The following is a 19,135-nucleotide window of genomic DNA, read 5'->3' as shown; positions in this document are numbered from 1 at the left end:
TGAAGGGCTGCCGCCACCCGGCACGTCGAGGATCGAGATCGGGCGACAACCTGACATCGAGTAGACGGAGCAACACGTGATCAAGCACCACCTCAAGCACATGGCCATCGCCGCAGCCGTTGTCCTCGCGCTGCTGCTCGCACTTGGCGTCGACCTGTCCGGCGCCCTGCGATACGCCTTGCTCCTGGCGTGCCCACTCGGGATGGTCGCGATGATGCTGCTCATGGGGCGCGGGCGCAGCGGGCACGGCACTCCGCCCCACCCGCACGCCGGAACACGCCCGGCGGTCACCGACGAGGTGCCGCTCGACGGCACCAGCCGGCCACAAGGCGACCACGAACGCATCTCCTGACGTCCCGGCATACCCCTCGGTGGAATACCCCCGGGGGGTATGCGGTTGCAGGGGTCGAGCGCCATCACCACGTGGACCAGTCGACGAGAGAGGCCACCGACATGAGCCGCGACGACCACACCCAGCACCACCCCGGCGAGCCGGACCACATCCGCCACGACAACCAAGCCACGCACCCGCAAGCGGCACAGCCGATGCGCGAGGACGCAGCCGACCTGCCGCACGAGGGGCACCACGGGCACGCGATGACCGTGACCCGCGTCCACCAGGACGACCACGGTCACGACCCGCACTCCGCTCACGAAGGCCACGGCGGACATGGCGGTCACGGCGGTCACGCGGGTCACGTGGAGAAGTTCCGGCGGCTGTTCTGGGTGATGCTCGTGCTCGCGGTCCCGGTAGTGGCGACCAGCGGCATGTTCGCGATGGTGCTGGGCTACGAGCTGCCCGACCTCGCGTGGCTGTCGTGGATCTCGCCGGTGCTCGGCACCGTGATGTTCGCCTGGGGAGGCGCGCCCTTCCTGACCGGAGCGGCCGAAGAGCTGAGGTCCCGGCGTCCCGGGATGATGCTGCTCATCGCCCTGGCGATCACCGTCGCCTTCGTCGCGTCCTGGCTCTCGACCCTCGGGGTCGTCGCGCACGAGCTCGACTTCTGGTGGGAGCTCGCGCTGCTCATCGTGATCATGCTGCTCGGCCACTGGATCGAGATGCGTTCCCTCGCGCAGACCACGTCCGCCCTGGACTCCCTGGCCGCACTCCTGCCCGACGAAGCCGAGCGGGTCGAGGGAGACGACGTCGTGCGGGTCGCCCCGTCGGAGCTCACCGTGGACGACGTCGTGCTCGTGCGTCCCGGTGCTCGCGTCCCCGCCGACGGCGCGGTCATCGACGGCGCCGCCGAGATGGACGAGTCCATGGTCACCGGCGAGTCACGCACCGTGCGTCGCACCACCGGGGACCACGTCGTGGCCGGCACCGTCGCGACGGACTCCGCGCTGCGGCTGCGCGTGACCGCCGTCGGGGAGGACACCGCCCTCGCTGGCATCCAGCGCCTCGTGCTCGAGGCGCAGAACTCCTCCTCGCGCGCCCAGCGCCTGGCTGACAGCGCGGCAGCCCTGCTGTTCTGGTTCGCGCTCGGCGCCGCCGCGATCACCGCGTTCGTCTGGTCGCTCCTCGGGATGCCCGACGCAGCCGTGATCCGCACCATCACCGTCCTGGTGATCGCCTGCCCCCACGCCCTCGGCCTGGCCATCCCGCTGGTGGTGTCGATCGCCACCGAGCGCGCCGCCCGCGGCGGCGTCCTGGTCAAGGACCGCCTGGCCCTGGAGAGCATGCGCACGGTCTCCACCGTCGTGTTCGACAAGACCGGCACCCTGACCAAGGGCCAGCCCACCGTCACCGAGGTCCTCCCCGCGAACGGCTTCGCGCGCGACGACGTCCTGGCGATGGCCGCCGCGGCCGAGGCCGACAGCGAGCACCCGCTCGCCCGCGCGATCGTCACCGCCGCAGCGCAGCTGCTTGTGCCCGCGGCGAGCGACTTCACGTCCTCGCCAGCTGTCGGCGTCCGGGCGTCGGTCGCAGGCCGCACCGTCGAGGTCGGCGGACCGAACCTGCTGCACGAGCGTGACGTCACCGAGCTCGACGGCGTCGAGCAGTGGCGCGCTCAGGGAGCGATCATCCTGCACGTCCTGGTCGACGGGCAGGTCGCCGGCGCCCTGAAGCTCGCCGACGAGATCCGCGAGGAGTCCCGCGCAGCGATCCGTCAGCTCCACGACCGCGGCGCCGACGTCGTCATGATCACCGGCGACGCCGAAGCCGTCGCACGCACCGTGGCGACCGAGATCGGCATCGACCGGGTCTTCGCCGGCGTGCGACCCGAGGACAAGTCCGCCAAGGTCTCCGAGCTGCAGCGCGAGGGCCGCACGGTCGCGATGGTCGGCGACGGCGTCAACGACGCACCCGCGCTCGCGCAGGCTGACGTCGGCATCGCGATCGGCGCAGGCACCGACGTCGCGATCGCCTCGGCCGGGGTGATCCTCGCCAGCGACGACCCGCGATCCGTGGTGTCAGTCATCGACCTATCTTCCGCGAGCTACCGCAAGATGAAGCAGAACCTGTGGTGGGCCGCCGGCTACAACCTCATCGCCGTCCCGCTCGCAGCAGGTGTCCTCGCGCCCGTCGGGTTCGTGATGCCGATGTCCGTCGGCGCGATCCTCATGTCGGTCTCCACGATCGTCGTCGCGCTCAACGCGCAGCTGTTACGCCGACTTGACCTTCGGCAGCGCTGACAGGTCTCCGGCAACAGACGGTGGGTGCCGCCAGGTGCACCTGCTTCGATTGCTACTCACACCCGTCACCACCGCTTGACGGTGGGTCCGTGCGCGCCACTTCCGGGCTCGTCTCGAGGGCGAGTGAACCGACCGTCGTGGTGCTCAGAGACCTGCTCGGGACTGGACGCCGTCGCCTCGGCAGGCTCGGCATCTCATGCTGGGTACGAGTGGCGGCCGCGGGGGCGCCCGACCCTCTTCCAACCGATTTCGACCCCGACCCTATGATCGACGCACATCGTTTATTATCGACACATGCAGATCACCAAGGTGTCCGAGTGCTCCGCTTCAGTCGAGGGTGTGGAGCCAGGGGTTGCCCTGTTCCGGTCGTTGGCCGACCCAGCGCGGCTGGCGATCGTCCGACGCCTGGCGACCGGTGAGGCGCGGGTAGCCGAGCTGACCCGGGATCTGGGGCTGGCTCAGTCGACGGTCTCCTCGCACGTGGGCTGTCTGCGCGACTGCGGCCTGGTCGAGGGCCGGATGGAGGGTCGGCGGGTGTACTACTCGTTGGCGCGCCCGGAGCTTCTGGACATGCTGGCTGCCGCGGAGGTCCTTCTGGCGGCGACCGGCAACCTGGTCGCGCTCTGCCCGCGGTACGGCACTGAGGCTTCGCTCGAGGGTGTGGAGGTCGTCCGATGAGCGACGCGTGCGGCTGCTCCGATGACGCCGACGGGACCGAGGTCGAGGAGGCTGAGGAGTCCACGAGCCTGTGGCAGGTGAGCGAGATCCGCGCGGCCGCGCTCGCCGCGGTGGTGCTCGGTGCCACCTGGCTGGTCTCCCGTGCCGACGTGCCGCACTGGATCGTGCTCGCCGGTGAGGCCGCGGCGCTGATCATCGCCGCGTCCACGTTCGTCCCCGGGACCCTGCGCAGGCTGCGCAAGGGCCGGATCGGCGTCGGCACCTTGATGACGATCGCGGCAGTGGGCGCGGTGATCCTGGGCCAGGTGGAGGAAGCCGCGATGCTGGCGATCCTCTACTCCATCTCCGAGGGCCTGGAGGAGTACTCCCTGGCCCGCACCCGGCGCGGGCTGCGAGCGTTGCTCGACCTGGTGCCGACCGAGGCCACAGTCCTGCGAGAGGGGCGACCCGTCACGGTCGAGCCGGCGACCCTGGCCATCGGCGAGGTCCTGCTCGTACGTCCCGGAGAGCGCATCGCCACCGACGGGGTGATCCGCAGCGGCGCGACTCGCGCTGGACGTCTCAGCGCTGACCGGAGAGTCCGTCCCGGTCGAAGCCGGTCCCGGGCACACCGTGCTGGCGGGTTCCATCAACGGCACGGGCGCACTGGAGGTCGAGGTCACCACGACCGCCGAGGACAACTCCCTCGCCCGGATCGTGCACATCGTCGAGGCCGAGCAGGCACGCAAGGGCGGCGGGCAGCGCCTGGCTGACGCGATCGCCTCCCGGCTGGTCCCCGGGATCCTGATCGCGGCAGCACTCATCGCCGTCGTCGGTGCCCTGGCGGGCGACCCGACGCTGTGGATCGAGCGCGCGCTCGTCGTGCTGGTCGCGGCGTCGCCCTGCGCGCTGGCGATCTCCGTTCCGGTGACCGTGGTCGCTGCGGTGGGCGCCGCCACCAAGGGTGGAGTGCTGGTCAAGGGTGGCGCTGCGCTTGAGGAGCTCGGGAAGATTCGATCGCTGGCCCTGGACAAGACCGGCACGCTGACCGCCAACGCCCCGGCGGTGGTGGACGTGGTCGCGGCCTTCGGCCACACCCGCGACGAGCTGCTGGCCGTGGCCGCCGGGCTGGAGTCGCGCAGCGAGCACCCGCTGGCGCGGGCCATCCTCGCGGCGACCACTGACCGACCGGACGTCCAGGACGTGGCCGCGGTCACCGGCTCTGGGATCACTGGCAGCCTCGACGGACAACCGGTCCGTCTAGGTCGACCCGGGTGGATCGAGGCCGGGCCCCTGCGTGCGGACATCGCACGGATGCAGGAGCGGGGCGAGACCGCCGTGCTGGTCGAGACGGCCGGCGAACTGCTCGGTGCGATCGGCGTACGCGACGAGCTGCGCCCCGAAGCCGCCGCCGTCGTGCGCGAGCTGACCGGGGCCGGCTACGACGTCGCGATGCTCACGGGAGACAACGATCGAACGGCGCGCGCCTTGGCGGCTGAGGCTGGGATCAGCGATGTGCATGCCGACCTGCGCCCAGAGGATAAGGCCGACATCGTCCGAGAGCTGTCGTCCCGTCGCCCGGTCGCGATGGTGGGTGACGGGGTGAACGACGCGCCGGCGTTGGCCACTGCGAACATCGGCATCGCTATGGGCGCCATGGGCACCGACGTCGCGATCGAGACCGCCGACGTCGCGCTCATGGGCAACGACCTGCACCATCTGCCCCGAGTCCTCACGCACGCCCGGCGGACCCGCGTGATCATGTGGCAGAACGTCGCATTCTCGCTCGCCTTGATCGGCGTGCTCATCCCCCTAGCGCTCTTCGGTGTCCTCGGCCTGGCGGCCGTCGTCCTCGTGCACGAGGTCGCGGAGGTCTTCGTGATCGCCAACGGCGTCCGCGCGGGCCGCTACAAGGCGCGCGTGGCCGTGCCGCAGCGCCAGGAGCTCGCCGCTTAGCCCGTCCGGCCCTGATCTTCGGTGTTCCCCGCCACGACCCGGTGTCCGCCGCGGGGAACACCGAAGATGCTGGCGACGGGACGAGCCACTTCAGGACAGACGGGACTTGACCCCGCACCCGACTGCTGTGCGGGGCAGGCGCTGCCGGTTCTGGGCCTTCAGCGCGCAGGTCATGACCGGACGGCGCTGAGCGCCTCACCGTGAGAGCGCTGGCCCGCGCCGACGCCACAGTCCACGGGCCGGCGCTCCTCGGCATCGCCCCCAGATCAGTCTTCGCCTGGTCCGTTCGGCTTCCGACGGCATCTACCGACTCGTCCGAGACCACCAGTGACTGCCCCGAACGACAGGATCCACGCAGCCACGGTCGGGGCATCCGCAAGACGATCGGCGATCGTGAGTGTCGTCCGCAACGGCAGACGCTCGGTCATCGTGTCGCTGGGTGAACAGGGACGTACGGTCGAGGATTGTTCCGTCAGGCGCGATGATCGCACTCACCCCGACGGTGGAGATCTGGACGGCCGCTCGGCCGTGTTCCACAGCCCGTAGCCGCGTCATCGCCAGTTGCTGCGTGGACTGGGCGGTGCGCCCGAAGGAGGCGTTGTTCGTCGGGACCAGGAGTATCTCCGCACCCCGCCGCACTGCGTCGCGCACGACGTCGTCGTAGGCGACCTCGAAGCAGATGACGGTCGCGGCGAGGACGTCTCGCGAGAGCCGGGTCGAGGGCACGGGCAGCAGCGCGGGCTCCTGGCCGGCGACCATGTCGACCGCAACCCGGTCCACCTCCGTCGAGAACAGGCGGACGAACCTTCGCAGGGGGATGTACTCGCCGAATGGCGCCGGTCGTTGCTTGGTGTACGCGGCCACCGGTCCCGACGCCGGGTCCCACACGAGGACGTCGTTGTACCGGGCGTCCGGTTCGTACCTCATTGCCCCGAGCAGCACGGGCGCCCCGGCCGAGTCGGCGGCGTCCTGGACACGTGCCGCCGCGCCCGCGTCGGTCCGCGGGTCAATGTCGGTGGCGTTCTCGGGCCAGACCACGAGGTCCAGCGGCTCGGACTGCCTGCCGGCGACCGCGCGTGTTCCCTCGACGTGGTTGTCGAGCACCTCGCGGGCACGGCCTCGTCCCGGGTCTTCGGGGACGTTCCCCTGGACGGCGCCCAGCCGCAGCTCGCCCGTCTCCGGTTGCGTCGGAAGCGCATTGAATGTTCCCGGCGTCAGCGCCGCGGCGGTTGCCGCGATCACGGTCACCACCCGGCGTGGCTGACGGTGCCTCGCCGCGAGCAGGACCGCGGACAGCGCGTACCCGCCGAGGGCGACGGCGAACGACAGTCCGGGTGCACCGGCTAGCGACGCGATCGGCAGCAGCGGGCCGTCGACCTGTGAGAAGGCAAGACGTCCCCATGGGAAGCCGCCGAACGGCAGCACCGACCGGACCTGCTCGCCGGTGACCCACACGGAAGCGAACACCACCGCACCCAGGCCGGGAACCCTCACGACGAACGCCGCCCGCCGGGCCAGGGACCACGCCATCCCGGTGACCGCGACCACGGCGGCCTCGAGAACCGACAGCGCGACCCACGCGAGCGGTCCCGCTGCTTCGCGCGCCCAGCTCAGATGGGGCAGGAAGAACGCCGCTGCCCACCCGAACCAGACGAGCGCAGTCGACCCCACGCCGAGGCGGCGAGATGCCAGGACGAGAACGCCGATCCCGGCGAAGGCCACCGGCCACCATCCGCGCTCAGGGAACGCTGCGCTGGTCAGCGCCCCTCCCGCCGCGGCGCACAGCAACGCCCGAACTGGCCGAGTGACCTTGCCCGTCTCGACCGTGCTCGCCGTCGCGGCCGGGAGCACGGCAGGCATGTCCGGCACGGCTCCTGGGGCGGGAAAACGACGGATGGGCCCCGCGGCGGCGGGGGGCTCGGATCCATCGAGCGCTACCGCCGCGGGGTGTTCTCACCGTAAGCGCTGGGTGCTCTCACGGACCGCCGGCGGTGGTTGAGGTTCGATGAAGACTCCGGCAGGGTCTCGGGGGCGGTCACTGGTAGACGAAGTTGCTGAAGTACACGTCGACGACCTCTCCCTCGTAGACCTCGGTCAGCTGGGTCGCGAGCTGGTTCTTGAGTGCGTCCCTGCCCTCGGGGGTGTTCAGCTCGTCGATCGACCGCTGGGAGAACAACGCGATCGCGAGATCCAGCGCCTTGACGGTGTCGACGTCCTCGGCCACCTCGGCGGTGAGCTGCAGGCCGAGGCCCAGACGCAGGTAGCGGCCGTTCGCGAGGTTGATGCTGATCGGTTCGACCGCCTGCACGGTGCCGAGCTCGACTTCCGCCGGTTCCGCTTCCGATGCAGCGTTCCCGCGAAGCAGGTACCAGGCCACGCCCGCCACGGCGACGAGGATCGCGACGAGCACGAGGGTGCGTCTGCTGCGCTTGGCCGGCGTCGGTACGGGCGCGGGCGTGGGCTGGGAGTCGGTGCTCGCCGACGATGATGGTCGCTGGCCACCGATCCTGCTGCTGGAACCGATGATTCGCTGTTCGGGCATGCGCCCCTCCTCGCTGCTGGCACGCGCGCGGTGCGGTGCAGCGACTGGATCGTCCCTGGCAGGTCCGTCGGTGAGGGGCCGGCTGATGAAGATCCGACTAAGCTGGGATCACCGGTCGCCGTGCTCCAGGTCCTCGCCCCGGGTCCCGAAGTTGCGTCGGCGCAGGCGCAGCGCGACCACGACGAGTGCGCCGGCTGCGGCAGCGATCGCGACCAGGGCGATGATCGAGGTCGGGCCCCACTGCCAGGAGATCTCCTCCTCGTCCATGCCGCTCGGCGCGGCGGTCTCTGCAGTGTTCTCGGCGCTCGGTGCGGTGGTCTCCTGGATCGGTTCCGGCTCTGGATGGGTGGATCCCTCGTCGACCGACGCCTGGACGCCGGTACCGGCCGAGGCCGTGAACGTGAGTTCACCGGACAGCGGGTGCCCGTCGGCAGAGGTCACCCGCCACTGGATCACGTAGGTCCCGGCAGGTCGAGTCGCGGACAGGGCCTGGGTGACCGTGACGTCGGCGACCGTGGTTACGCCCTCGCTGACGCGCGCTCCATCGGGACCAACCACCGCGACCTCGGTACCGAGCGCCTGCGGTGCCTCGTTGAACGTGAGCGAGACGGCGTCGGGCGCGACATCGACCGTTGCGCCGTCCGCAGGATCCGAGCCCGTCATCCCCGAGTGCGCGGCGGCCGGACCGGTGGACACGGCAAACGCTGCGAGGGCGAGCACCGGGATCAGCGCGAGGCGGGCCACCGACCGTCGGCGCAGCGGCGTGGGCGTGGGGACGTGGTGCATGTCGGACCTCTCGGGGTGGCGCGGTTGCTAGTGGACGTGGTTCGGAACGGGGACCCGGCGGGACGGGTCGCTCAGGTGGTGCGCCGGTCGCGGGCGGCGAGACCGGCGAGGTAGGCGTTGTAGGCGTCGAGCTCGACGTCGCCGTCCCTGTCTGCGCGGCGGTCGCGCAGCGCGGTGCTGACCGTCTCCTCACGGTGCCAGCGGGACAAGACGATGAGCAGCACGATCAGCGTGGGCAGTTCCCCGTAGGACCAGGCCAAGGCACCGGCGGTCTGCTGGTCGGTGACCAAGTCCACCCCCCAACTAGCTGGCGGGTGCCCGAACGCCGCGACCACGGGCATGGTCGCCATCATCAGTACGACCCCGAAGAACGCGTGCAGCGGCATCTCCACCGCCACGTCCAGCGCACGCCCGGCGTGGCTCTGTCGACGCGGTAGCGGGTCACGCGACAGCACCGGGGCCGCGAACAGCACGCCCGCGACGAGGAGCGCCACCTCCAGGGCCGTGTGCCCGGACCACGAGGACAGCACAACACCGGCGGCGTCGGTTAGGTACAGGCCGTAGAACGCGAGCAGGAACAGCGGCACCGTGACTGCCGGGTGCAACGCTGCGGCGGCGATCGGCGACCGCAGCGCGCGGCGCGCCCCGACCAGGAGCACCCGGCCCGGTCCGTGATGCGGGGCCGCGTGCAGGAGCAGAGTGCCCGGTCGGCCGAGCACCAGCAGGGGAGCGACGAACATCATCAAGGTGAGCTGCTGGAACATGAAGACCGAGAACATCTCGTAGCCGTAGCCCTCGACGCCTGCCCCGGTGACGATCAGCAGCACGACGCACCCGCCGAGGAACGACAGCGTCCGGCTCACGGGCCACCGGTGCCCGCTGCGGTGCCGCAGGATGACGCCGATGACGTAGGCGGAACCGAGAAGCACGGCGATCACCGGCAGCACGGGAACCGGCTGGATCCACGGCGCGAGGTAGGAGGCCATACCCGGCGGGACGGTCGGGATCCGAGCCGGCCCTGAGAAGTCCGCGGGGAGCATCAGGTGTCGCGGCGCCCGGTCACGGCGCACCTGACTCGGCGACGACGTCGTCGACGACGGCGCCGAGGGTGGATTCCTCGGCGAGGCCGACGATTCGTGCGGCGACTCGTCCCTGGCGGTCGAGGATCACGGTGGTGGGAACGGCCTGGAGCGGGATGGTCCCCGACAGGGCGCTGACCGCCGTGCCCCCGGAGTCGTCGATCGACGGGTACGGGATGTCGAAGGTGCGCTCGAACGCCAGCGCCGCGCCCGCGGCGTCCTCGACGTTGATCCCGAGCAGACGAACGCCGTCGTCCGCGCGGTCGCGGGCGAGCGCGGCGAGCGTCGGCGCCTCGCTCCGGCACGGCGGGCACGCGGCGTACCAGGTGTTGAGCACCACGATCTGCCCGAGCCAGTCCGCAGTGTCGACCTGTTCGCCCTGGTACGTCGTGCCGGTGACGGCGACCGGCTCGCCCCGTTCGTCGACGTCCCAGGTCTGGACGCTGCCGTCGCCGGAGACGTAGCCCTGGTTCGGCACACTCGCGCCCGTGGTCTCGGACGGGGCGCACCCGGCCAGCGCCACAACGGCAGTAGCGACAAGTGCCGCTGCGCGGAGAGCAGTACGCATCCTGGTCACCGCCCCAGCAGCGGTGCGGGGTCGACGGTGGAGCCGTTCACGTACACCTCGAAGTGCAGATGGCAGGCACCAGACAGGCCCGTGTTGCCGGAGTAACCGATGAGGTCGCCCCGGCGCACCTGCTGACCGGTCGACACGGCAAAGCTCGTGAGGTGGTTCGAGCTGCTCATCATCGGCTGACCGTTCACGGTGCCGTAGTTCAGCATCACCTGATTGCCGAACGTCCCGCGCCGCTGCGCCCACTGCACGGTCGCGTCGCGCGGGGCGTACAGCGGGGTGTTGCAGTAGGTGCGTAGGTCGATCCCGGCGTGCAGGCGCGTGTACCCAAGGATCGGGTGCAGCCGCATGCCGTAGCTGGACGTGACGTACATCGGGTTGATCGAGGTCGGGTTGGCGAAGATCGCACCCGCGCCGTTGGAGGGCGGCGGGGGCGCGGCCGGTTGCTGTGCGCCGGGCGCCGCGGGCGCCGGCTTGGCTGCGGCGGCGCGCTGCTGCTCGGCGATGATGCCGGCGAGCTCTTGCTCGACCGCGGCGCGGTCGCTCTCGACCTGGGCGCGCTCGGCTTCGGCCTGGTTCTTCATGCCGGCTAGGCGCTGCTGGGTTGAGCGCTGGTCGGCGATCAGGTCCTCGATCTCCTGCTCACGCGTCGCTGCGGCGGCGCGAGCCTGGTCGGCGCGCACCACCTCGGCCTCGGCCTCGGCCTTCAGCTCGCCGATCCGATCGGTGACGGCGGTCAGACGGGTCTGTGCGTTCCGGGCGTCGCCGGCGAGGTCGGCAAGCTCCTGGACGAGCTCGCGCTGGGCGCGCTGCGCGGTCGCGGCGGCCTGGTAGCGGCGGTTGAAGTCATCGACGCTCTGGGCGTCGAGGACCACCGCGATGGCGGACATGTCACCCCCGCCCTGGTACGCCTGGCGCGCGAGTTGGCCGATGCTGTCCCGGACGTCTTGGTCGCGGGCGGCGTTCTCGGTCAGGTCGGCGCTGATGCTGTCGCGCTGGTCCGTGGCGTCGACGAGGCGGGCCTGCACGAGCTCGGCGCGCCGTTCGGCGCCGGCCAGTTCGTCCTGTGCGGTCCTGAGCTCCTGCTGGGCGGCGGGCAGCCGGGCCTCGGTCGCTGCGAGATCGCTGACGGCCTGCGCGAGGTCGGCGGACAGGCCCTCGATCGACGCCTGCAGGTCCTCGGCGCGGCGCTGGGCGGCGTCAGCGCGTTGCTGGGCTGCACGTCGCCGGTCGTCGAGGTCGTCAGCTGAGCCCGCTGCGGGGGCGAGAGCCACCAGGACGGCCACGGCGACCAGGGTCGCGGTTGCGCGGCGCCACAGACGCGGGGGGCGGGCAACGGGTCGACGCATGCGGGATTCCTGTCGTGGAACGCGAGGGCGCGACCACGGTAGGCCGGGGCGTCGACGACGCAGCGGCGCGGGGGCGCGCCTTCAGCGTTCCTTCATCTGGCGCTGTCTGCGCCGGCTCGTGCCCGCCGTGCGGGTAGCCGGAGCGTGAAGGTGGCGCCCTGCCCGGCGCCGGGGCTGGCGGCTTCCAACGATCCGTCGTGTGCCTCCGCGAACGCCCTGCTCACCGTCAGCCCGATCCCTGAGCCACCGTGGTCCCGGTCGCGGGCCGCGTCGGCCCGGTAGAACCGGTCGAACACGTGGGACAGGTGTTCCGGGGCGATGCCGTCGCCCGTGTCGTGCACGCCGATGGCGACGGCGTCCCGCTCGGCGCGGACCCGCACGACGACGGCGGCTCCGGGGTCGCTGTGCCGCAGCGCGTTGTCCAGAAGGTTGGCCAGGACCTGCCCGATGCGGTCGCGGTCCACGACGACTGCCGGGGCGCGGGCCGCGGTGTCGACCTGGAGGTACACGCCCTTGGCGGCATAGGCAGGGTTGGCCGCAGCGGCCGCGGCGCGCACCAGGTCCTCCGGGGCGGCGTCCGCGAGGCGCAGCGGCAGGCGCCGCTCCTCGGCGAGTGACACCGCCGAGACGTCCTCCGCGAGCCGGCTCAGCCGGTTCACCTGGTCGCGCAGCACCTGCAGCGTCGCGGCGTCAGGGTCCCGAAGCCCGTCCTCGATCGAGTCGACATACACGGTCAGGGTGGCCAGCGGCGTGCGCATCTCGTGGGCCAGGTCTGCCAGCAGCCGGCGGCGGGTGCCGTCGACGTGCTCGAGGGCGCTCGGACATCGCGTTCATCGCGGTCGCGACGTCGTCGAACTCGGCGCCCAACCCAGGGACGGGGACCCGGCGGTCATACACCCCACGCGCCACGCTCCCGGCGGCCGCGACGATCGGTTGCAGCGACCGGGTCACTCGCCCCGCGATCCAGATGCTCAACACCGAGGACACGAGCAGCGCGAGCAGCAGGGCCGCGCCCAGCGAGACGCTGCCGGCCGTGCCGAACGCCGCTTCGGCGTGCTCGGTCGCGTCGTCGGACGCGTCCTCGTTGTGCTGCAACAGGTTCTCGTGGAAGATCCCGGGCCCGATCAGCGAGGCGACCAGCCCGGCGGTCGCGACGGTGACCAGCGTGACCGCCGAGAGCGCGACGCTCAGCCGGAGGGCGACCCCCCAGCCCCGCCACGGTGCGCGGCTCATCCGTCGCCCAGCTGGTAGCCGATGCCGCGCACTGTGCGGACGAACCGCTGAGTCGCGGCGTCGTCGCCGAGCTTGCGCCGCAGGTGCAGCACGTGCACGTCGATCAGGCTCTCGTCGCCGAACCAGTTCTCCCCCCGCAGCGCCTCGATCAGCGCGCGCCGCGACATGGCGGTCCCGGCGTTGTCGATCAGGCAGGCGAGCAGGTCGAACTCGGTCGGCGTCAGGTCCACCGCCGCCCCTTCGAGTGTGACCTCGCGGCTGCGCAGGTCCACGCGCAGGCCGCCGATCTCACGCGTCGGCGGTGCCAGCGGGCCGGGTGTGCGAGCGCGTCGCAGCAGCGTGCGGACCCGGGCGAGCAGCTCGCGCGGCCGGAACGGCTTGGTCATGTAGTCGTCCGCACCGGAACGCAGGCCCTGCAGCACCTCCGTCTCGTCCGCGCGTGCGGTGAGCATCACCACGTAGGCGTCGGAGAACTCCCGCAGACGCCGGCACACCTCGATGCCGTCAACTCCGGGCAGGCCGAGGTCGAGCACCACGACGTGCGGCGCGATCGAGCGGGCGGTTTCCAGCGCGTGGGCGCCGTCGCCGACCACGGCCACGTCGTAGCCGTCGGCACGTAGGTAGTCGCCGATGACGGCGGCGAGCACGCTCTCGTCCTCGACGACCAGCACGCGCACGCGTTCGGTGTCAGTGGGCATGCGGCACCTTCGCACGTGTGGTCGGCCGCTTCGAGCGACCCTGGATGGGGCCGGGCGCGGCCTTCATCGGATCTTCATGGAACCGGTAGCGGCGACCACCCGCACTGAGCGCAGGTCGGCCCATCGGGGGACCTCGGCGCAGTACCGCGCGTAGGACTCCCCGAACCGCTCGTCAAGCGCGTCTTCCTCCGCAGTGATCTGCCCGGCCGTGAGCACGGCGACGAACCCGGCCACCGGGGCGAGCGCGGCGGGCGACCGCAGGGCCACCGCGTGCGCGAGCAGTGCCGCGGCCATCCCCAGGTACATCGGGTTGCGGCTGACCCGATTGGCCCCGGTGGTCACGAGCGTGCTTGCCCCCGCCGGGGCGAGGGGGTCGACGGTCGTGCGGGCGCGACGGAATCGGACGAGCGCGTCGCCGAGCAGCCACGCCGCGGTGGCGGCAGGAAGCGCGGCGGCCGCGAGCGAGCCGGGGGTGGGCCGCCTCCCCCGGGAGACCGCCAGCTGCACAGCGCCCGCGACCGCGGCGAACGCCACGGGCGGCATCGCCGTACCGACGCGGCGGCTCATGCGTGCCCGAGGTGCTCGTGCGTGCGGTGCGACGCGGGTTCGATCTGGAACGTGGAGTGCTCGACCGAGATCGGGAAGTGCGAGGTCAGGCAGTCCTGGAGCTGGTCGAGGATGCGGGCGGTGTGCCCGTCGGAGAAGCACTCGTCGTCGACCGTGACGTGCGCCGTGATGACCGGCAGGCCGGTGGCGACCAGGGTCGCGTGCAGGTCGTGCACCGCGCGCACGTGCTCGACGCCCAGCAGGTGGTCGCGCACCGCGTCGAGGTCGAGCCCGGCAGGAGTGGACTCGAGCAGCACGGCGCTGGTCTCGCGGAGCAGCTTGATGGCGCGCGGGACGATGAGCGCGCCGATGAGGAGGCCAGCGATGGCGTCGGCCTGCTGCCAGCCGGTGGTCGCGATGACGACCGCCGCGACGATGACGCCGACCGAGCCGAGCGCGTCGTTGAGCACCTCCAGGAACGCGGCGCGCAGGTTGAAGTTCGCCTTGCGCCCGCTGGCCAAGACCGCGATGGCCGCCACGTTCGCGACCAGGCCGATGATGCCGAACACGATGAGCTCGGTCGACGGCACCTCAGGCGGGGAGAACAGCCGCCGGATCCCCTCGACAAGCACGTACCCGCCGACGGCCAGCAGCACCGCGGACTGCGCCAGCGCGCCCAGCACCTCGGCCCGCCGGTAGCCCCAGGTCCGCCGGGACGTCGCCGGCTTGAGGGAGAGGTGCGCGGCGACCAGCGCCATCGCCAGGCCCGCGGCGTCGGTGAGCATGTGCGCGGTGTCGACCAGCAGTGCGAGGCTACCGGTGATCAGGGCACCCACGGCCTGGGCGACCAGGACCGTCGAGGTCAGGCCGAACGCGATCGCGAGCCGGCGCCGGTGGTCGCCACCGCCCACGGGCGCGTGGTCGTGCCCGTGGCTCACCGCAGGTCCCCCGCGAGGTGCGCGCACGAGTCCGGGCTCGACCCGCCGCGCAGCAGGTCCTCCGCCGCGCCGACGAGCGTCGCCAGGCGGCCCGGGTCGGCGATCGCGTAGATCGATGACCGGCCGCGCTGCCGCACGGTGACCAGCCCACAGTCCCGCAGGCAGGCCAGATGCACGCTCACCGTGGACTGCGCGAGCCCGAGGTGCTCGGTCAGCTCGCGCACCGAGTGCTCCCCGGTGAACAGGTGGCGCAGCATCGTCAGCCGGGCCGGCTCGCCGAGCGCCCGGAACAGCGCGGCGGTCGGGGCCGTGAGCACGGCGTCATCAGCGGAACGGACTTCGTTCTCAATATCGACCATGGGGGATGTCATCGTCACAAAGCGATGGTAGGGGGTGGTGTGCGTCGTGTGCCACACCTCAGGTCGAGCCTTCATCGAATCTCAACCTCCGAGGGCCGATGTGCCGCCTGGGGTCGCCTACCGTGCGACCGGAGGGCAGCGCTCCACCCTCTTCCTCACCACCGCAAAGCCGTGCTCTGCCGCGCGGCCGCACCTGACGACCCGCAGGAGAGACGCCATGAAGACCGACGCTGCCGCCGCGAACCCCCCGCGGCCGCTCAGTCCGCGCGTGCGCAGCGCCCTGATTGCCGGCGCGCTGGTCGTCGTGGCGATCACCGGCCTGCTGATCTATGCCCTCGCCACCGGCCCCCGGGGGCCGGCGCCTCGGCAGGAGGCCGGGGCGCTGCCCGCGACCCGCGCTGACTCCTACGTCCTCGACGACGCCGGCCCGGGCGCGCCGACGCTCGTCGAGTTCATGGACTTCGAGTGCGAGGCCTGCGGCGCCTTCTACCCCGTGGTGGAGCAGATCCGCGAGCAGTACGCGGGTCAGATCAACTACGTCATCCGCTACTTCCCGATCGCGAGTCACGCCAACGCGATGAACGCCGCGCTGGCGGTGGAGGCGGCGGCGCAGCAGGGCCAGGTCGAGGACATGTACCACCGGATGTTCCAGACCCAGGCCGAGTGGGGCGAGCAGCAGACCTCACAGGCCGACCTGTTCCGTTCGTTCGCCGAGGAACTGGGCCTGGACCTGGCCGCGTACGACGACGCGGTCGCGGACCCGGCGACCCAGGAGCGCGTGCAGCAGGACCTCGACGACGGGCAGGCGCTCGGCGTGCAGGGCACGCCGACGTTCTTCCTCGACGGGCAGCGACTGGAGCTCAGCAGCGTCTCGGACCTGACCGACGCCCTGGACCGCGCTCTCGACGAGTCGGGCGGCGCGTGACCGCCGTCGCCGCCACCCCCGATACGGTCCTGTTCGAGCCCCGGACAGCCGAGCGGCGCCGCGCCGTCGCCCTGGCGACCCTCGCCGCGGTCGGGCTCGCTGCGGCGTTCGCCCTGCTCCTCGAGCGGTTCGCGGTCCTGGAGGACCCCACTCACGTCCCGAGCTGCACGCTCAACCCGATCCTGTCCTGCACCTCGGTGATGACCTCGGAGCAGGCGTCGGTGTTCGGCTTCCCCAACCCGCTGATCGGCATCGTGGGCTTCACGGTGGTCCTCACCGCAGCCGCGGGCATGCTCAGTGGCGCCAGGTTCGGCGAGTGGTACTGGCTCGCGCTGCAGGCCGGGGTCACCTTCGGGGTGGTGTTCGTGCACTGGCTCGCATTCCAGAGCCTCTACCGCATCGGCGCGCTCTGTCCGTACTGCCTGGTGGTGTGGGCGGTGATGATCCCGTTGTTCCTGTCGGTGACGCTGCGCAACCTGCAGCGCTGGCAGCTCTCGCTGCCCCAGCCTGCCCGAGCCGCCCTCGCGGTGGCCGTCGACTACCGCTCGACGATCCTCACCGCGTGGTACCCTGACGATCGCGCTGCTCGCGCTGCAACGGTTCTGGTTCTACTGGTCCACCCTGCTGCCGTGACCGGGACCCATCGCCCTCGGGCGTCGTGCTCGTCCACGAGGTCGCCGCGGTGGTCGTGATCCACAACGGGGTCCGCGCCGCCCGCGCGCCGCGAGGCCCCGCGACCGGGGACGCGCAGCTGGGCCGCGCCGGGGTGGCGCGGGTCGCCGCCGCATGAGACCGACCGCAGCGGTGCTCCTGGCCGCCGACGTCGGATCGACGTTCGCCACCGCCGCCTTCTCCGGCCCCCTGCTCCTCGCGGTGCTCGTGTCACTCGTCGCGGGTGCGGTGTCCTTCGCCTCGCCGTGCGTCCCTGCCTTTGGTTCCCGGCTACCTGGGGTACCTCAGCGGGCTCACCGCGCAGTCCGTGCAACCAGTCGGCGCCCCGCTCCCGGGCTCCGCGCCGGCGCCGCGCCGGGGACGTCTCGCGCTCGGGGTGACGCTTTTCGTCCTCGGGTTCGCGCTCGTGTTCGTCACTCTCGGCACGCTGGCCGGATCCCTGGGCGGGACGCTGCTTCGCTGGCAGGACCCCATCACGCGCGCGCTCGGCGTCGTGGTGATCGTGATGGGCATCGCGTTCCTCGGTCGGGTGCCGTTCCTCCAGCGCGAGGCGCGGGTCCACCGCCGCCCGCCCGCGACCCTGTGGGGCGCGCCGCTGCTCGGGGTCACGTTCGGGCTCGGTTGGACGCCGTGCATCGGCCCCACGCTTGCCGCAGTGATGGCTCTCTCCCTTGAGGGTGGTTCCCCGGCCCGCGGCGCCTTGCTGTCGTCTGCATACGCCTTGGGTCTCGGGTTGCCGTTCGTGCTGGTCGCGCTCGGGCTGCAGCGCAGCTCGCGGCTGCTCGAGGTCGTCCGACGGCGCCGGAGGGCGATCTCCGTGGTCGGCGGCGGCATGCTCGTGCTGATCGGCCTCGCCCTGGTCACCGGCCTGTGGGGCAGGTGGGCGCAGAGCCTGCAGGGGCTGATCGTGATCTTCCAGCCCGTGGTGTGACAGCCACCGCCCGGCCGCGCGGAGGCATGAACCACGCCCGACTCACCGGAGGCGCGATCGATTCCCTGTCGGTCCTGAGGTGAACCTTCAGCGGACCTTCATCGACGACGGACCTGTTCTCGCGCTCTTCCCGCGCGAGCAGCGGCGATGCTGGCGGAGACCCCCCGACAGTCCCGGCATGGAGGCCTCATGAGTAGAGACGGCGACCGCCGGTCTGACGTCGTTCGGTGGCTTGCTACCGAGCCCACTCTGGAGGAACTGCGGCGGACCTTCCCGCACGAGTGGGACCAGGTGCAGATCCGCCTGGCTCGTGCAGCGGATGCTGGCGAGGACGCGCTTCGCGCTCTGGTTGTCGAAGTCAGTGCTCCGCGAGCCGGATCGCCGGACCGGCAGCCGCGGGCGAAGGACCTGGTCGCCAACGAGGTGCGCCGTCAGATGCTCGCGCACGCGATCCAGCGGGCCGCGTTCGAGGCCGAAGCCGGGGCCGACAAGTCCCAGATCGCGTTCGACGCGTTCAGCGGCCGGGTACTGCAGCGGCTGTTCTTTCGGCGCGGCCTGGAGCGCAGACCTGTCTCGATGCTCGCGTACGCGGTGCTGTGGCCGCTCGCGCGCCAGCGCCGCTACGTCATGCCCCTGGTCCGCCCGCGGGGGATCTACTGCTTCTACTCCGCGGCGCTCGTGCGTCGGCTCGCAAAGCTGATCGGGCCGCGCGAGACCCTGGAGATCGCCGCCGGCGACGGCACACTCACGCGGTTGCTGAAGGAGCGGGGCGTCGACGTCGTCGCCACGGACAACCAGAGCTGGTCGCGGTCGATCGACTACCCCGAGGAAGTCGTACGCCAGGATGCCGTCTCAGCCCTACGCGCCCGCAAACCCCAGGTCGTGGTGTGCTCGTGGCCCCCGGTCGGCAACGGGTTCGAGCGTGAAGTGTTCCGCACGCCAAGCGTCGAGACCTACATCGTCGTCGGCAGCTCTCGCGAGACCGGCAGCGGTAACTGGTTCGACTACCGGCGACAGACCGGGTTCCAGTTCGTCCATGACTACTCGTTGAGCCGGCTCGTGCTTCCCCGGTACCAGGGGAACGCGGTCCTGGTCTTCCAGCGACGGAAACTCGATGGAGGTGTCCTTGGGATCGACTCGATTCGCTGAGCCCCAGGGTCCCCACGCCTCGCCTCGATCGACGTCAGACGACCCCACCCGACCAGCCGGGCTGAGACCAGGACACCGATGCGGCGCCGGAATGTGCGCCACAC

General features: G+C 71.5%; 19 protein-coding genes and 1 pseudogene. 8 read left to right on the top strand and 12 right to left on the bottom strand.

What is annotated here, in order from left to right; all coding sequences use genetic code 11:
• The first annotated feature begins 76 nt into the window (after positions 1 to 76).
• The 4 genes and pseudogenes from FKM96_RS07815 to FKM96_RS07800 all read left to right on the top strand — a co-directional run bounded on the left by FKM96_RS07815 (position 77) and on the right by FKM96_RS07800 (position 5,250).
• Complete coding sequence (locus FKM96_RS07815; protein WP_147794767.1) at positions 77 to 352, top strand: DUF2933 domain-containing protein; 276 nt, start codon at positions 77 to 79, stop codon at positions 350 to 352.
• Between the two features lie 101 nt (positions 353 to 453).
• Positions 454 to 2,637, top strand: coding sequence for a heavy metal translocating P-type ATPase (locus FKM96_RS07810; protein ID WP_147794766.1), 2,184 nt, complete (start codon positions 454 to 456; stop codon positions 2,635 to 2,637).
• Positions 2,638 to 2,931: 294 nt separating this feature from the next.
• Entirely contained in the window at positions 2,932 to 3,315 is a 384-nt protein-coding gene (locus tag FKM96_RS07805; RefSeq protein ID WP_147794765.1) for a helix-turn-helix transcriptional regulator, read from the top strand.
• Positions 3,312 to 5,250, top strand: a pseudogene (locus tag FKM96_RS07800) (heavy metal translocating P-type ATPase). The gene FKM96_RS07805 and the pseudogene FKM96_RS07800 overlap by 4 nt, the downstream one beginning before the upstream one ends.
• Positions 5,251 to 5,553: 303 nt before the next feature.
• On the opposite strand, the gene lnt reads toward FKM96_RS07800, so the two are convergent.
• The 12 genes from lnt to FKM96_RS07745 all read right to left on the bottom strand — a co-directional run bounded on the left by lnt (position 5,554) and on the right by FKM96_RS07745 (position 15,366).
• Positions 5,554 to 7,110, bottom strand: coding sequence for an apolipoprotein N-acyltransferase (gene lnt, locus FKM96_RS07795; RefSeq protein ID WP_147794764.1), 1,557 nt, complete (start codon positions 7,108 to 7,110; stop codon positions 5,554 to 5,556).
• 175 nt (positions 7,111 to 7,285) lie between these two features.
• On the bottom strand, positions 7,286 to 7,792 hold the full coding sequence (gene fliL / locus FKM96_RS07790) for a flagellar basal body-associated protein FliL (protein ID WP_147794763.1): 507 nt from the start codon (positions 7,790 to 7,792) through the stop codon (positions 7,286 to 7,288).
• A gap of 108 nt (positions 7,793 to 7,900) precedes the next feature.
• Positions 7,901 to 8,578, bottom strand: a complete 678-nt coding sequence (locus tag FKM96_RS07785; protein WP_147794762.1) for a copper resistance CopC family protein — start codon at positions 8,576 to 8,578, stop codon at positions 7,901 to 7,903.
• A 71-nt stretch (positions 8,579 to 8,649) separates the two neighbouring features.
• The gene (locus FKM96_RS07780; protein ID WP_246855253.1) at positions 8,650 to 9,564 is read right to left on the bottom strand and encodes a cytochrome c oxidase assembly protein; all 915 of its coding nucleotides are present in this window, start codon (positions 9,562 to 9,564) and stop codon (positions 8,650 to 8,652) included.
• A gap of 73 nt (positions 9,565 to 9,637) precedes the next feature.
• Positions 9,638 to 10,135 (bottom strand): TlpA disulfide reductase family protein, encoded by a 498-nt coding sequence (locus FKM96_RS07775; RefSeq protein ID WP_239192358.1) that lies wholly within the window; start codon positions 10,133 to 10,135, stop codon positions 9,638 to 9,640.
• Positions 10,136 to 10,230: 95 nt separating this feature from the next.
• Positions 10,231 to 11,517, bottom strand: coding sequence for a M23 family metallopeptidase (locus tag FKM96_RS07770; protein ID WP_246855252.1), 1,287 nt, complete (start codon positions 11,515 to 11,517; stop codon positions 10,231 to 10,233).
• Positions 11,518 to 11,672: 155 nt separating this feature from the next.
• Positions 11,673 to 12,338, bottom strand: a complete 666-nt coding sequence (locus FKM96_RS21395; protein WP_246855251.1) for a cell wall metabolism sensor histidine kinase WalK — start codon at positions 12,336 to 12,338, stop codon at positions 11,673 to 11,675.
• Complete coding sequence (locus tag FKM96_RS21390; protein ID WP_246855250.1) at positions 12,271 to 12,813, bottom strand: HAMP domain-containing protein; 543 nt, start codon at positions 12,811 to 12,813, stop codon at positions 12,271 to 12,273. Before FKM96_RS21390 ends, FKM96_RS21395 begins: the two co-directional genes overlap by 68 nt.
• Positions 12,810 to 13,511 carry a response regulator transcription factor gene (locus FKM96_RS07760; protein WP_147794759.1) on the bottom strand — a complete coding sequence of 234 codons (702 nt, stop codon included), beginning with the start codon at positions 13,509 to 13,511 and terminating at the stop codon, positions 12,810 to 12,812. The genes FKM96_RS21390 and FKM96_RS07760 overlap by 4 nt, the downstream gene beginning before the upstream one ends.
• A 63-nt stretch (positions 13,512 to 13,574) precedes the next feature.
• Complete coding sequence (locus FKM96_RS07755; RefSeq protein ID WP_210417389.1) at positions 13,575 to 14,078, bottom strand: isoprenylcysteine carboxylmethyltransferase family protein; 504 nt, start codon at positions 14,076 to 14,078, stop codon at positions 13,575 to 13,577.
• A complete protein-coding gene (locus FKM96_RS07750) occupies positions 14,075 to 14,995 on the bottom strand; it encodes a cation diffusion facilitator family transporter (protein WP_147794758.1) in 921 nt (306 codons plus the stop codon). Before FKM96_RS07750 ends, FKM96_RS07755 begins: the two co-directional genes overlap by 4 nt.
• A complete protein-coding gene (locus tag FKM96_RS07745; protein ID WP_147796984.1) occupies positions 14,992 to 15,366 on the bottom strand; it encodes a metalloregulator ArsR/SmtB family transcription factor in 375 nt (124 codons plus the stop codon). Before FKM96_RS07745 ends, FKM96_RS07750 begins: the two co-directional genes overlap by 4 nt.
• Before the next feature lie 205 nt (positions 15,367 to 15,571).
• Here FKM96_RS07745 and FKM96_RS07740 point away from each other — a divergent pair, with 205 nt between their 5' ends.
• From FKM96_RS07740 to FKM96_RS07725, 4 genes are all read left to right on the top strand, one after another.
• Positions 15,572 to 16,279: a thioredoxin domain-containing protein gene (locus FKM96_RS07740; RefSeq protein WP_147794757.1), complete on the top strand. Its 708-nt coding sequence runs from the start codon at positions 15,572 to 15,574 to the stop codon at positions 16,277 to 16,279.
• The gene (locus FKM96_RS07735; protein WP_147794756.1) at positions 16,276 to 16,971 is read left to right on the top strand and encodes a vitamin K epoxide reductase family protein; all 696 of its coding nucleotides are present in this window, start codon (positions 16,276 to 16,278) and stop codon (positions 16,969 to 16,971) included. Before FKM96_RS07740 ends, FKM96_RS07735 begins: the two co-directional genes overlap by 4 nt.
• Before the next feature lie 203 nt (positions 16,972 to 17,174).
• A complete protein-coding gene (locus tag FKM96_RS07730) occupies positions 17,175 to 17,882 on the top strand; it encodes a cytochrome c biogenesis CcdA family protein (protein ID WP_371300506.1) in 708 nt (235 codons plus the stop codon).
• 291 nt (positions 17,883 to 18,173) lie between these two features.
• Positions 18,174 to 19,031, top strand: a complete 858-nt coding sequence (locus FKM96_RS07725) for an SAM-dependent methyltransferase (protein WP_147794755.1) — start codon at positions 18,174 to 18,176, stop codon at positions 19,029 to 19,031.
• Positions 19,032 to 19,135 lie beyond the last annotated feature (104 nt).

Source organism: Cellulomonas sp. Y8, from assembly GCF_008033115.1.
Lineage (GTDB): Bacteria > Actinomycetota > Actinomycetes > Actinomycetales > Cellulomonadaceae > Cellulomonas.
Note: the sequence above shows the minus strand (reverse complement) of the source record. Positions and strands in the feature narration are given on the sequence as shown.